Below are 14801 nucleotides of genomic sequence, written 5' to 3' on the forward strand. Positions count from 1 at the left end.
TAGTTTTAGTGATATTAAACAAAACGACATGCAATAGAGCCCAATGGACCATATTCAACATGGAAAGTATCACCAGGGTTGGCATCAACGGGACGAGTAAATGAACCACCCAATACAATTTCTCCTGCATTAAGTGTTACTCCATAAGGTGATAATTTATTAGCAAGCCATGCTACACCTTTAGCGGGATGATTAAGTACTGCTACAGATACACCTGACTCTTCAACCACACCATTTTTATAGAGAATACCTGGGATTGAACGTAAATCTATATCCATTGGTCGAATGGGGCGACCGCCTAAAATAATACCTGCATTTGCCGCATTGTCAGAAATAGTATCAAATACTTTGCGGGTTACTTTAGTTTCTGGATCAACACGTTGAATACGAGCATCAATAATTTCTAAGGCAGGTACTACATATTTGGTGGCATCTAATACATCAAAAATAGTACAGTTTGGCCCACGCAATGGTTTTTCAAGAATAAAAGCTAATTCAACTTCAATACGAGGTACGATAAAACGACTATGTGGAATATCCGTACCTTCTTCAAATAACATATCATCTAATAACGTACCATAATCAGGTTCTGTAATATTAGAAGACATTTGCATAGCACGAGAAGTTAAACCAATTTTATGCCCAATCATTTTACGGCCATCATTAATTTTTTTCTCAACCCATGCTTGTTGAATAGCATAAGCATCTTCAATGGTCATATCTGGATGTTGAAGAGAGAGCTGTTTTATTTGAGTACTGTTACGTTCAGCTTCATCTAAACGTTCTACTGCTTCTTGAATAGATTTATTATCGATCATTATTTTTTCCTTAATGTTTCAAAGAGCGTGCAGGGATTAATAATACCAGTAAAGCACCTAAAGCAATAAGTATTGCCAGAATATAAAGACCTATACTGGTGGAACCTGTGTTGGTTTTTACCCAGCCAATTAAATAAGGGGCTAGGAATGAAGCCAGATTACCTAATGAGCTGACTAAAGCAATGCCAACAGCTGCATTTTGGTTACTTAGAAATGCCGGTGGAATTTGCCAGAACATAGGTAGTGCTGTACCTACCCCCATTGTGGCGACGCTTAGGAACAACATTAATATAACTAAGTTGTCAGTAAATAATCCAGCGCCAATAAAGCCAAAGGTTACCATGAATAATGGGACAATCAAATGCCACCGGCGTTCATTATTTCTATCTGCTGAAGCACCTGTAGCAATCATAAATACACAGGCCAGTATCCAAGGGATAGCAGTTAATAAGCCAACGTGAGTCTTATTTTCAACACCTGTGGTGGAAATCAAATCAGGCATCCAAAAGTTTACTGCATTCATTCCTAACATTACGGCAGAATATATGCCAAATAATATATACAGCTTAGGTTCTTTAATAAATTCTATAAGAGAGTTGGTACTGCTTTCTTTTTTACCCTCTTCACTATGCAATTCTTTTTCAAGTTGTAGTTTTTCGTCTTGGGTTAGCCAGTTAACATGTTTATAGCTGTCAGGAAGACAAACAAGCACTACTGCACCTAATATAACAACGGGTAAACCTTCCAGTAGTAACATCCACTGCCAACCATGCAAGCCAGCAGAACTATGGAAAGTTTGAATAATCCAACCTGATAGTGGCCCACCAAAAATACTGGCCATAGGTACTGCTAAGGTAAACATGGCAGTGATCTTGCCACGATAGCGAGCAGGGAACCAACGATTGATATAAACTAAGATGCCAGGAAAGAAACCAGCCTCTGCCATACCTAATAAGAAACGTAGTACATAGAATTGCGTACTATTTTGGGCAAACATCATGCCTGTTGAGCAGATTCCCCAAAATAACATCATAAAGGCAATCCAGCGTCTTGGGCCAAATTTATCTAGCAACATATTACTAGGAACGCCAAAGATCATGTAAGAGATAAAAAACAGACCTGCCCCAAAACCATACATAGCATCTGTGAGGCCAAGATCAATACTCATTGTACCTTTCGCGAAACCAATATTAACTCGGTCAAGATGAGCAAATATATAACAGATGAGGAGTAAAGGGACTATACGTAAGGTGATCGTACGAATAGTATGATTCGTAGTGACATGTGCATTCATGCAGTGATGGCTCCCATTATTTTTTATTTTAAAAATTTAATGAAGTTTTATTGTTATGACTGATCTTGGTAGAACTACATAAAGTAGTAATAATTACTCTAATTTGCTAAACCAAGCGTTATATTTCTTATAAGTATATTTTTTGAAAACAGATTATTTAAGGACTCACAAAGTAAGTGTTGCATAGCTATTACCTTTTATTTTTATTAGTAAATTAATAGTGAATTTATAAAACTTTGACATGAATCAGTTATTTTGTCAATTAATTAAATGTTATAAAAAAGGCCATTTAGCGGGTTAACTAAATGACCTTTTAATAACACTTTAGAAGTTTAATGTGTGTTGGCTGCTTGCTGTTGTGGTGGATTTATTAGCAGTACTAAACCTGCACCACAAACAATTAATAAGGCCAAAATATATAAGCCAATACTGGGTGAGCCTCCAGTCATATCTTTTACCCAACCAATTAAGTAAGGTGCAAGGAATCCAGCAAGATTACCTAGTGAACTGACTAAAGCAATACCTGCAATGGCATCTTTACTGGTTAAGAACATGGGCGGAATTTGCCAAAACATTGGTAATGCAGTGGCTGCACCCATAATAGAGATACTTAAGAAAGTCACCACTAGCACAGTGCTATGGGTAAATAGTCCTGTACCAATAAAGCCAATAGCAGCCATCAGTAATGGCACTATTAAGTGCCAACGGCGCTCATTGTGCCGATCAGCAGACATACCTGTAACAATCATAAAAATACAAGATAAGCCCCAACAGAAAGAGGTGAGTAAACCTACCGTTGTTTCAGTTTCTACACCACTGCTTTTAATTAAGTTTGGCATCCAAAAATTATTGGCATTAATGCCAAGCATTACAGCAAAATAGATACCAAATAGTAACCATAATTTAGCATCTTTAATAAAGGCTAATAATGGCATATTGGCTTTTGCTGATTCCTCATGATGTTGTTCATAATCTAATTGCTGTTTTTCTTCATCCGTTAACCATTGTACATCTTTATAATGATCTGGCAGGTAGCACATAATGACGATGCCTAATAACACAACAGGTAGCCCTTCTAGTAAGAACATCCATTGCCAACCATGCATGCCGGATGAACCATGGAAGAAGTCGATAATCCAACCAGAAATAGGAGCGCCTAATACGCTGGCAAGAGGAACTGCTAGGGTAAACATGGCGGTGATTTTGCCACGACGACGGGAGGGAAACCAACGATTAATATAAATAAGAATACCAGGAAAAAAGCCTGCTTCTGCTACACCCAGTAAAAATCTGAGAATATAAAATTCAACATGGTTACTGATAAACATAGTAGCGGTTGAGAGTAGTCCCCATATTACCATGATTAAGGCAATCCAACGGCGAGGCCCAAACTTTTCTAACATCATATTGCTGGGTACACCAAACAACATATAGGCGATAAAAAATAATCCTGCTCCTGTCCCATACATTGTATGAGTTAGCCCTAAGTCAAGACTCATAGAGTCTTTAGCAAAACCAATATTGACTCGGTCAAGATGGGCGAATACATAGCAGATTAACAATAAAGGAATTAAGCGCAATGTGATATTGCGCACAACCTTGTCACTCACAGGTTTTATATTTGTGTTCATAATCCAGTTATCTTGTAGTTGTTATAAAAAACTAAATATTGTGTTTATTATGTTGGTAAATACAGGTTAATGAGCCATGCTATTGGTTAGCAAGAAAAGCATGGATATTATTTTGTTTATAGTTTAAATCAGCATTCAATTCTTCCATTTCAAAAGAGAGTGCTAGTAAGCGTTTTGACTGCAACTCAGCAAAGTGTTGTTTAATGGTTGCAAATAATTGATCAGCTACTTTTTTGCGTGTCTCTAAATCTCGACCTGCACCTGCTTTTAAGGTCATATGAATAAATGCATAGTCATGTTTAGCATCAGCCATACGGAAAATATCCATACGAATAGCACGACTACGAATCCCTCCCAACGGGAAAACACCACTATCACCTAACACTTGATGTACTTTCTCAAAGAGGCCAGGGAAATCTGCAATACCTTCTAAATTAGCAGAGTATTCAGCGATAAAATGAGGCATTTTAAGTATTTCTCCATATCTTGTTAAAGGACTTATTATAGTTATTGCCCTACAAAATTATACGTTGTTGAATGACTTTGCTTTACTAGTTGTAATGTCTTCAGTCATTCGCTTTGTCTAAAATTGTATAGTAACAGTTATAGGTTAAAAAACCTGTACTTTTTAGGGTACAGGTTTACTATAAGACTTTGTGGTTTATGCTACAGGGAATATGGCGTTAACTTGCCCTGTACCAGAACTTGCAAATAGTTCTGTGACAAATTCAACTTTGCCTTTGTAGTTTTCACCACCTAAAGCACCTAGTAACATAGCGGTGTCGTGCATGCCACCTTCACCAAAGCAGCTAGCCGCATAATCACCTAACATCGAGCAAAACTCAGGCCATTGACCCTTTTTCCACATTTCTACTACTTGTAAGTCAACTTGATGATCGAATTCTCGAGTGTAAGCATCAAAGCATTTCTCTGCAATACGGTCATAAGCAAAACGGTGTGAAAGAGAACCACTAGCCAAAATAGCAACAGTACCATCATATTCTTGAATTGCTTCAGTTACTGCTGCACCTAACGCACGACTATCTTCTAGATCATGTGAAGTACAGAAAGCAGAAATAGAAACCACTTTGAATTTGTTATCTGAGTTCATATAGCGCATAGGCACTAGGGTACCGTATTCAAGTGCTAATGAGGGGATACGATGAGATAATGCACGTACTTTCTTTTTAACAGCATAACTGGCGATCATATCTGCTAGTTCAGGATTACCATAATATTCATATTCCATATCACGAATAAAATGTGGTAATTCATGACTTGTGTAAATGCCTTTGAAATGATCATTAGCGTTAATATGAAAACCACTATTAACTAACCAATGGGTATCAAATACCACCATGGTATCAACACCTAGTTCACGGCAACGGCGGCTAATTTCTTTGTGTCCATCAATTGCAGCTTGGCGGCAACCATTGGTTTTGCCTGGTAATTCAGAAAGATACATTGATGGTACATGCGTTACTTTTGCAGCAAATGCTAACTTTCCCATGCTGAGTCTCCAACTATTATTTTTATCAGTAAAATATTATATTTATTCAGTATTACTTATTTAGTTTTAGTTAGGCTCTATAGTGAGCCTAACTGAAAGTTGTTAAACCCCCCAACGAGGGATATGGTGACTACCCATAGAAATACACACATTTTTAATTTCTGTGAACACTTCGAAGCTATATTCTCCACCTTCACGGCCTGTTCCGCTAGCTTTAACACCACCGAAAGGTTGACGTAAGTCACGAACGTTTTGACTATTAATAAACACCATACCTGCTTCAATACCACGGGCAACACGATGGGCTTTGCCAAGGTCATTAGTCCAGATATAAGATGCCAAACCATATTCCACATCATTCGCTAGTCTTAAGCCTTCTGCTTCATCTTTAAACTTAATTAAACACACTACTGGACCAAAGATTTCTTCTTGGGCAATCCGCATTTGATTATCAACATCAGCAAATACAGTAGGTTGAATAAATTGACCTTTTGAAAGGTGAGCAGGTAAGTTAGCAGGGCGTTCTAAACCACCCGCTAATAATTTAGCCCCTTCATCCATACCAATTTTGATATAGCCCGTTACTTTGTCGTAATGCTGTTGTGTAATCATTGAGCCAACTTGGGTATTCGGATCAGTAGGATCACCAACAATTAAGCGTTTAGCACGAGCAGCGAATTCAGCGACAAATTTGTCGTAAACACTTTCTTGAATAAAGATACGAGAACCGGCAGTACAACGTTCGCCATTTAACGAGAAAATAGTGAATAGTGCCGCATCTAATGCTCTATCTAAATCAGCATCTTCAAAAATTAATACAGGTGACTTACCCCCAAGTTCCATAGAATATTTTTTGATACCTGCTGAAGCCATAATGCGACGACCAGTAGCAGTACCGCCTGTAAATGATACAGCACGTACATCATGATGTTGTGCTAAGGCTGCCCCAGCTGTAGCACCATAACCTTGAATTACGTTTAAGACACCTGCTGGAATGCCTGCTTCTAATGCTAATTGGCCTAACTCATAAGCAGTTAAAGGGGATAGCTCAGACATTTTTAAAACAGCCGTGTTACCTAAGGCTAAACATGGCGCTGTTTTCCAAGTGGCTGTCATAAAAGGTACGTTCCAAGGCGAGATCAAACCACATACACCTACTGGTTGGTAGAGAGTGTAGTTGAGCATTTGATCATCTACTGGGTAGGTATGGCCATCCATACGGGTACAAACTTCCGCAAAGAAATTGAAGTTGTGGGAAGCACGTGGAATTAATACGTTTTTAGTTTGGTGAATGGGTAAACCCGTATCTTTAGTTTCTAGTTCAGCAATTTTAGGCACATTCTTATCAATTAATTCACCTAAGTTACGCATTAAACGTGCACGTTCTTTTGCTGGTGTGTTAGCCCATTTGGGGAAAGCTTCTTTAGCCGCAGCTACTGCTTCATTCACTTCTTTTTCACCACCACTCGCTACTTCGCAGATTTCTTCCATGGTAGCAGGGTTGTAGTTTATAAAGGTTTCTTTACTTTCAACTTCTTTGCCATTAATCCAATGTTTTAACATTATTTTTCTCCAATTGCATTAGTACCATATTTTTCAAAGAATTCTTTTTCGGTAACAATAAAGTTAGTTAAGCTACCAATACCTTCCATTTCCACAACCACTTTATCGCCAGGCTTAACATCAGATAAGCCTTTTGGAGTACCTGTGGCAATCATGTCACCTGGTTGTAAGGTCATAAAACTAGAAAGATATTCAATTAAATAAGGTACATTAAAAATCATATCTGCGGTGGTACCCTCTTGGCGTAACTCACCATTAACCCATGTGCGTAAGGTTAGTTTAGAGGGGTCTGGGACTTCATCAGCAGTAATAATATAAGGGCCTACTGGGGTAGTGCAGTCACGATTTTTAACCCGTAGGTTAGGACGATAGTAGTTTTCTAAAAAATCACGGATAGCATAGTCATTGCAAAGGGTATAGCCAGCTAAGTAGGATAAAGCATCGGCTTGGCTCACATTACGGGCTTTTTTACCAATCACAGCTACTAGTTCACACTCATAGTGCATGTAGTCAACATTATCTGGGCGCCATGTATGGCATAAGTGACCTGTATAGGTAGTAGGCGCTTTAATAAATACTAAGGGTTCAGTGGGCGCTTTAAACTCAAGTTCAGCAGCGTGGTCAGCATAGTTCAAACCTAATGCAAACATATTACCAGTAGCAGGTGGTAACCACTCAACTTCTGTTTCTTGTAAGAGGCGACCGTCTTTTAAGCGAACAGCATTATTTTCTTCAACCATTACTTCAAAGTTTTCACCTTGATAGCGGATACGAGCATATTTCATAGTTAGGACTCCTTATTCAGCGATAACAGTGTTAGTGAGGGTAGCAATACCTTCAATAGTGACTTCAACTTTGTCACCTACATTGATATCAACACGACCTTCTGGAGTGCCTGTTAAAATAATATCACCTGCTTTTAAAGTCATAAATTCACTGAGCTCTTCAATGAGCTGGGGGATATTACGTACTAAATTGGCAGTAGAGTTTTGTTGGCGAACTTCACCATTAATGCTGACACTGATTGCTAAGTTAGCAGCATTAACAGCATCTGTTGCTACTAACCACGGCCCCATTGGGCAGAAACTATCACGGCATTTAGCTTTAACAGCAGGGCGGTAGTAGCTATCTTCTGGCAAGCTAACTTCGTTAACAACTGTAAAACCGGCTACATAATCCATTGCTTGTTCTTTAGTAACACGACTAGCATCTTTAGCCATTACAAAACCAAGTGCTGGTCCTGCTTGGATACGCTCAATACCTTTTGGAAAAACAATATTGCCTAAATGGTTGTTATAAGTACTTGGCGTTTTAATAAACAACACTGGTTTGATAGGTGGATTTTTATAAGGAGGTTCATTAAATTCGGCTAAGCGACTATCTAATAAGCCTTTATAGTTAAGGGCTACACCATAAACTGTACCTATACTGATAGGTAACCATTCAGGGTTAGTAATTGTTTGACCATTATGTGTAACATTACCGTTGTTATCAATATTAACAAGGGTACGTTGCCCATTTAGGTTAACAAATCCTCTACGCATACATTCTCCTGTTGGAATTATAATTGTTTTAAGTTACTGCTAAACTAAGGGTATATTTTATTTTGCTACTTAAATATATAACTAGACTCTAATATGGAGAGTTTTAGTATAAAGAAAGTTCAATTAGCATTTTTAATACGCCAATAGTTATTGTTTATAGTTATTTAAAGCAAGTTAATGAATATTTTGTATTTATTAGTGATAATACAAAGCCAAATTTATATATTTTTATTAGTTTCTCTATTGTAAGTTTTTATAAAGAGAATAAATAAAAATAACTATAAAGTAATAAATTATATTAGTAGTTCATAGTTCGTTAGTCCAGTCTTTTGTTATTAAATTAATAAATGGTTACTACTATCAACATTACTTAATAAGTTATTGTGTATTTATTTTTTCATGGAGTTGTTGAAGTAGTTTACGTATCTCAGATAAGCAAACTTTATGTACATTTTTATAATATTTAGGTGCTATACGAGCATAGTCTTGTACTTGCTGTAATTGTTCTATTGCCTCATCTAAGCGATTTTGACTTTGTAAGAATTTAGCATAAAAGAAACAAGCATCTGGTCCAGCATAATAACTGACTAACACTTTGTATTCTTCTTCAGCTTTGGTTAAATTACCAATAGCTTCAACTGTTCTTGCATAAAGCAAATGCCCTTCAGGCGAACGAAAATCTGGATTGTGCTTTATTAAATAATCTAATGCGTGTTGGCAATCTTGATAATTACCTTCTGCAAATTCTGCAAAAGCAAGTTTCAGTAAAATTTCTGGGTTTTCAGAATGAATACCTGATAAGGCAGCTTTATAGTGCGTAATTGCTTCAGCATATTGTTTAAGGTTAACTAACTCATCTGCTAAATTAGTACGAGATTCTACGTTATCGCTTAATGTTAACTGATTACGTAATGTTTTTAAATTACGGGTAGGTGCAATTTTATTTTGCACCCCCTTAACTACTTGTCTACCTTTGTAACTACCTAATAATTCTGGTATTAGTACAGCAACAGCATAAATAGTGCAGCCAAGACCTGGTAAAATAATGACAAGGTATAACCAATAACGTTCTTGCCCCGTTTTCATTATATGTACGCCACAAAGAATCTGACAAAAAATTGTCACTAACGCAATCAATGGCATGAAAAAATCCTTAATCATTAGTAGGGTAACTAATTTTAAAGATTTTATGATGAAAATGACAAGTACAAACTCTTATTTCTTAAGCAAATTAATATATTTAAGAAAAGTCATTTTTAATATTTTCTAATAACATACCATAAGGAACATTAGGTTTATTAATTATTGAAAAATAAGGGCTAATAGGGAGATTAATCTGTTTATTGGCGGTACTTGTTTGATAACCATAAACTTTTCCATCAGCACGGAGGAAGTTTGTATCTATTAACATGAGCCCCATATAAGGTGAGCTTTTTCTTGTCCAAATTAATAAGTACAACTTATCTGCTATCTTATAATAATGGCAAGGGTTGGTATCTGCTAGCCCAGTCCTTTCACCTACTAAACAGTGCCATGTGTAATAGTTTTGGTTAAGGTATATGTGTTCGTAAACTGTATCAAAACCACAGTAATATAAGAAACGAGCACCAATTAGCTCATCAGTTTGAGAGTGTAGATCTTGGTATTTTTCATAAGGTTTATCTAAACTACCTTGAGTAATTGAGAGATCCATAGTGGCTATATTAAGCTGGATTTGCTTAGAGGTGTTTGGATTAGGTAAACTTGATAGATGAGCAACTACCTCTGTGAACGTTTGATTGATTAGATCTAAAATCATGGAAATAGATTGCCCATCTAAAATATAATCTATGAAATAAATACCATCACGAATAGAAGTCGCCCTGTAATCAGCTTTTTGTTGCTTTTTAGTCGCAGGGTCAAACCAAATGATTTGATGTTTTTTTAGATGATATTCAATACTTTCACCATGGGTGGGATATAGTATAAAGAAAAGTCCTTCTAATTCTGCTACTTCAGGTAAAACAAATTCCTTTGGTCTGCCTGACACAGAATGATCATGTGTTTTTATTTGATACATTCTAGTATCCTCTGTTTGTCCTTTGCTTTATTAATATGCAACCAAATTGCATAGTTTACTATTCTCCAAAAGGCGAATATTTATGTAGAGGCTTGTTAAATAAAAAGAGAGTATGGGGTTTAGTAGGATTTTGGCTTACAATACATAGCTAAATTTATAGTTTTTAAGGCAAAGCATTAATGTCAGAATTATTCCAACATCGTGCGCGTAAACGTTTTGGTCAGAATTTTTTAAAAGATGCAGGGATTATTGATCGAATTTTACGCTCGATACATCCACAAGCAACTCAGCATTTATTAGAGATTGGACCAGGTCAAGGTGCCCTTACTGAAGGTTTATTAGCTAGTGGTGCACGGTTGGATGTAATTGAATTAGACCAAGATTTAATTCCTTTATTAAAGTTAAAATTTGGCCTAAATCCACTATTTCATATACATCAAGGTGATGCGTTAAAATTTGATTTTAGCACTTTAGTTTGTTCTGGTGAGAAACTAAGAGTAGTGGGTAATTTGCCTTATAATATTTCTACACCGCTTATTTTTCATCTGTTGAACCAGCATACTGTTATTGAAGATATGCACTTCATGTTGCAAAAAGAAGTGGTGGAAAGAATGGCGGCACAACCAGGCGGTGGTGATTGGGGTCGTTTAACAATAATGGTGCAGTATTTTTGTCAGGTGGAGCATTTATTTGATGTTCCACCAGAATGTTTTACACCTGCACCTAAGGTTGACTCTGCAATAGTAAGGTTAATACCCTATAAAACGTTGCCTTATCCAGCAAAAGACCATAAGTTATTAGAATTGATTGTAAGAGAAGCGTTTAATCAACGCCGTAAGACACTTAGAAATACCTTAAAGCGTTTATTGCCAATAGAAGCTATTGAGCAAGCAGGGGTTGATGGTAGTTTAAGACCAGAACAGTTGTCATTAGCTGATTTTGTTAAATTGGCAGATCAACTTTTTTTATATCAACAACGCGAGGGTTAATTATGAATTTAGCTGATTATCCTATCGAGATAACAGTGTTTACTGATTATTTAGTAGAGGATTCAGACCCACAAGATAATTATTATTTATTTGATTATCATATCTCCATTGAAAATAAAGGTGATAAAACAGTCACTTTATTATCAAGGCAGTGGGTTATTACTGATGGTAATGGCCATAAAAAAGAAGTTAAAGGTAGTGGTGTAGTGGGACAACAGCCTTGTATTAAAGCAGGCGAAACATTTGAATATACCAGTAGTGCGAACTTTTCAACACCTGTAGGTAGTATGTACGGTAAATATGCTATGCAAGTTGAAACAGGAGAGTTATTTGATGCTCATATAGCACCTTTTCGGTTAGCAGCACCTGGAGTATTGAATTAATGGCTGTCTATGCAATTGGTGATATTCAAGGGTGTTATGATCCGCTACAGATGTTATTAGAAGAAGTAAATTTTGACCCAGCAGTAGATACTCTGTGGTGTGTTGGGGATTTGATAAATCGTGGTTCCAAGTCCCTTAAAACATTGAAATTTTTGTATAGTATTCGTAAAAGTGTAGTGACTGTTTTAGGTAACCATGACTTACATCTGATTGCCTGTTTTTATGATAATGCTAAAGTTAAAAAGAATGACACGATTAAAGAGATTCTTGAAGCTAAAGAGGCCAAGGAGTTAATTAATTGGTTACGCCAGCAACCATTAGTTTATTTTGATCGTGATCGTAAAGTAACAATGGTACATGCGGGTATTCCGCCCTTATGGACTTTAGAAGATAGTTTGGCGCGTTCTGCTGAAGTAGAAGCAGTATTAAAAGATGATAAAAGAATAGAAGGGTTTCTTACTCATATGTATGGTAGTGATCCTGTTAATTGGAGTGAGCTTTTAACAGGTCATGAGCGACTAAGGGTAATCACCAACTATTTAACCAGAATGCGTTTTTGTAAGGCTGATGGTACTATTGAGTTTAAGAGTAAAGAAGGTTTGGATAGTGCGCCAACAGGTTACATCCCTTGGTTTGAAATCCCTAATCGCAAAATGGCTGGGCAACAAATTATATTTGGCCATTGGGCTGCTTTAGAAGGTAGATGTGATGAACCAAATGTGTATGCGCTAGATACAGGGTGTGTATGGGGTAATTGTCTAACCATGATAGATGTAGATACTAAAGAAAAGTTTGCTACCCATTGCTCTCCAAGAAAGAAGAAATAATAAGTTTAAGCCAACTGTTTTGCTAACAGTTGGCTTAAATAGTAGCTATTAAACGCCTACTGCACCAAAGCTTTCTGGAAGTGTTGAACCACCATCAATAACAATTTGTGTGCCAGTGATATAGCGTGATTCATCAGAAGATAAAAAGGCAACTACATCTCCTAACTCTTCGATAGTTCCTAAGCGCTTCATTGGTATAGCGGCCGCAATACCCTTTATTACACTTTGTGGGTCAGATTGATTACTTTCTAGTGCAATGGATTCAGCCATTGGTGTAGCAATATAACCTGGGCATACCGAGTTAACGGTGATATTTTTAGTAGCTACTTCCATCGCTAAGGCTTTAGTAAAGCCCCAGATAGCTGCTTTGGTGGTGGCATAAGCTGCTTCACCTGTATCAGCAACCATGGTACCTGTTACTGATGATAGGTTTACAATTTTGCCATAATTAGCTTTTACCATATAAGGTAAAAATGCTTGAGTAACATTCCAAGTACCCTTGATATTGATATCAAAAGTACGGTCTCTGATTTCATCTGAAGTTTCTAAAAAGGAAGCAATATGACATACCCCAGCATTGTTAACTAGAATATCCACTTTCTGATATTTTTTAATAACTGCTTCCGCTATTTCTTTAAGTATATTAATTTTGCGTATATCAACAATATAGGCTTCGGCTTTAAAACCTTGGTGGATTAAGTCATTTGCTGCTTCAATAACACTTTCATTATAATCTAATAAAATAACAGTAGCGCCGTGTTTAGCCAATACTTGTGCAGTACCTAAGCCATTACCCATAGCCGCACCTGTAATCACTGCAATTTTATTTGCCAACTTACTCATAAAGAATTCCTTATTTTTAAGGGTGAATAAAATAATAGTCGATAGTGAGCTTGACTATATGTAGATACAAAATAGTATAGTGATATATAACGTAATACCATAGTGATAAATCATAAGTTATTTGTTGATAAAGATAACTTATACCTAAGTTAGTTATTAAAAGTATTCTCTGTTAAGGATAAAAGTGAAAGGTAAAGTTGTTGTTTATAAAGTAGGCGGTGCAGTTCGTGATAGGTTGTTAGATCAACCTGTTATGGATACTGATTGGGTGGTGGTGGGGGCTACTGCTGAAGATATGCTAGCGCAAGGGTATCAACCTGTGGGTGCTGATTTTCCTGTGTTTCTTCATCCTAAAACAGGTGAGGAGTATGCGTTAGCACGTACTGAGCGAAAAAGTGGCAAAGGCTATGGTGGTTTTACTTTTTTCACTGATCCAGCAGTTACCTTAGAGCAAGATTTAGCAAGAAGAGATTTAACTATTAATGCTATTGCAGAAGATGAGTCAGGCAATTTATATGATCCCTATCATGGTCAGCAAGATATTGATAACAGAGTGTTGCGCCATGTTTCAGCAGCATTTGTTGAGGATCCATTAAGGGTATTAAGAGTCGCACGGTTTGCTGCGCGTTATGCCTCTTTAGGTTTTACTATTGCAGATGAAACCTTAGCATTAATGACAATATTGAGTGCTAGTGGCGAATTGGATGAACTAACTGCTGAACGAGTATGGAAAGAATTTTCTCGTGCATTAATGGAGCCCAGTCCAGAGGTTTTTTTACAAGTACTGCAAAGATGTAAAGCATTATCTGTATTACTACCCGAGTTATTAGATTTACCTTTAGTGGAAAGGGTATTAAAACAAGCTGCTATTGAGCAACAACCATTAGTAGTACGTTGGGCGTGTTTAATGATTCCCTTAGCTTTAGCAGGAAAGATAAATAGTATTAAAGCGATTAATGAACGTTTTAAAGTACCTAATGATTGTAGTGATTTGGCTCTATTAACGGGGCAATACTTAGTTATTTGCCAGCAAAGTTTAACTCAATCGACTGATGAGTTATTAAATCTATTACAACGAACAGATATTTTACGTCGCCCTGAACGTTTATTATTGTTATTACAAGTTTGTGTATTATTAGCCAAAGTGACAGGACAGCTTGATTATAAAGCAGAATATCTACCTGGCCTATTTTTGAATGAAATAGCAGAGGCGGTACGTGCTGTAAAACCACAGCCTTTAATTGCTAAAGGATTACAGGGAGCCGCTTTAGGAAAGGCATTAACACAGCAGCGATTGGCCGTAATAGCGCAAATAAAAGAGGATTACTTGTAGTTATTAT

At 36.8% G+C, this 14801-nt stretch carries 15 protein-coding genes; 4 read left to right on the top strand and 11 right to left on the bottom strand.

Annotated elements, in window-relative coordinates; translation table 11 throughout:
• Nucleotides 1-14: 14 nt before the first annotated feature.
• The 10 genes from hpaH to ACQVD9_RS03920 all read right to left on the bottom strand — a co-directional run bounded on the left by hpaH (nt 15) and on the right by ACQVD9_RS03920 (nt 10419).
• Nucleotides 15-818, bottom strand: coding sequence for a 2-oxo-hept-4-ene-1,7-dioate hydratase (hpaH, locus tag ACQVD9_RS03875; protein ID WP_264747554.1), 804 nt, complete (start codon nt 816-818; stop codon nt 15-17).
• A 10-nt stretch (nt 819-828) separates the two neighbouring features.
• Nucleotides 829-2112: an MFS transporter gene (locus tag ACQVD9_RS03880; RefSeq protein WP_264747555.1), complete on the bottom strand. Its 1284-nt coding sequence runs from the start codon at nt 2110-2112 to the stop codon at nt 829-831.
• 332 nt (nt 2113-2444) lie between these two features.
• Entirely contained in the window at nt 2445-3743 is a 1299-nt protein-coding gene (locus ACQVD9_RS03885; RefSeq protein WP_264747556.1) for an MFS transporter, read from the bottom strand.
• A gap of 79 nt (nt 3744-3822) precedes the next feature.
• The gene (locus ACQVD9_RS03890; protein ID WP_264747557.1) at nt 3823-4209 is read right to left on the bottom strand and encodes a 5-carboxymethyl-2-hydroxymuconate Delta-isomerase; all 387 of its coding nucleotides are present in this window, start codon (nt 4207-4209) and stop codon (nt 3823-3825) included.
• A gap of 195 nt (nt 4210-4404) precedes the next feature.
• Nucleotides 4405-5253, bottom strand: a complete 849-nt coding sequence (gene hpaD, locus ACQVD9_RS03895) for a 3,4-dihydroxyphenylacetate 2,3-dioxygenase (protein WP_264747558.1) — start codon at nt 5251-5253, stop codon at nt 4405-4407.
• 102 nt (nt 5254-5355) lie between these two features.
• Complete coding sequence (gene hpaE, locus ACQVD9_RS03900) at nt 5356-6816, bottom strand: 5-carboxymethyl-2-hydroxymuconate semialdehyde dehydrogenase (protein ID WP_264747559.1); 1461 nt, start codon at nt 6814-6816, stop codon at nt 5356-5358.
• A complete protein-coding gene (locus ACQVD9_RS03905; protein ID WP_264747560.1) occupies nt 6816-7601 on the bottom strand; it encodes a fumarylacetoacetate hydrolase family protein in 786 nt (261 codons plus the stop codon). The genes hpaE and ACQVD9_RS03905 overlap by 1 nt, the downstream gene beginning before the upstream one ends.
• Before the next feature lie 12 nt (nt 7602-7613).
• Entirely contained in the window at nt 7614-8360 is a 747-nt protein-coding gene (locus ACQVD9_RS03910) for a fumarylacetoacetate hydrolase family protein (RefSeq protein ID WP_264747561.1), read from the bottom strand.
• A 378-nt stretch (nt 8361-8738) separates the two neighbouring features.
• The gene (locus tag ACQVD9_RS03915) at nt 8739-9503 is read right to left on the bottom strand and encodes a tetratricopeptide repeat protein (protein ID WP_264747562.1); all 765 of its coding nucleotides are present in this window, start codon (nt 9501-9503) and stop codon (nt 8739-8741) included.
• Between the two features lie 97 nt (nt 9504-9600).
• A complete protein-coding gene (locus ACQVD9_RS03920; RefSeq protein ID WP_264747563.1) occupies nt 9601-10419 on the bottom strand; it encodes a molybdenum cofactor biosynthesis F family protein in 819 nt (272 codons plus the stop codon).
• A 179-nt stretch (nt 10420-10598) separates the two neighbouring features.
• Between ACQVD9_RS03920 and rsmA the strand changes: the two genes are divergently transcribed.
• Genes rsmA through ACQVD9_RS03935 form a run of 3 tightly spaced genes read left to right on the top strand, consistent with a single transcriptional unit; the run spans nt 10599 to nt 12618 of the window.
• On the top strand, nt 10599-11408 hold the full coding sequence (gene rsmA, locus ACQVD9_RS03925) for a 16S rRNA (adenine(1518)-N(6)/adenine(1519)-N(6))-dimethyltransferase RsmA (RefSeq protein WP_264747564.1): 810 nt from the start codon (nt 10599-10601) through the stop codon (nt 11406-11408).
• Nucleotides 11409-11410: 2 nt separating this feature from the next.
• A complete protein-coding gene (apaG, locus tag ACQVD9_RS03930) occupies nt 11411-11791 on the top strand; it encodes a Co2+/Mg2+ efflux protein ApaG (protein ID WP_264747565.1) in 381 nt (126 codons plus the stop codon).
• A complete protein-coding gene (locus ACQVD9_RS03935; protein WP_264747566.1) occupies nt 11791-12618 on the top strand; it encodes a symmetrical bis(5'-nucleosyl)-tetraphosphatase in 828 nt (275 codons plus the stop codon). Before apaG ends, ACQVD9_RS03935 begins: the two co-directional genes overlap by 1 nt.
• Before the next feature lie 48 nt (nt 12619-12666).
• Here ACQVD9_RS03935 and ucpA read toward each other — a convergent pair whose 3' ends face one another.
• Nucleotides 12667-13461 carry an SDR family oxidoreductase UcpA gene (ucpA, locus tag ACQVD9_RS03940; RefSeq protein WP_264747567.1) on the bottom strand — a complete coding sequence of 265 codons (795 nt, stop codon included), beginning with the start codon at nt 13459-13461 and terminating at the stop codon, nt 12667-12669.
• A 184-nt stretch (nt 13462-13645) separates the two neighbouring features.
• Between ucpA and ACQVD9_RS03945 the strand changes: the two genes are divergently transcribed.
• Nucleotides 13646-14794, top strand: a complete 1149-nt coding sequence (locus ACQVD9_RS03945) for a multifunctional CCA addition/repair protein (protein WP_264747568.1) — start codon at nt 13646-13648, stop codon at nt 14792-14794.
• Nucleotides 14795-14801 lie beyond the last annotated feature (7 nt).

The sequence above is a fragment of the Entomomonas sp. E7T21 genome (genome assembly GCF_058693955.1).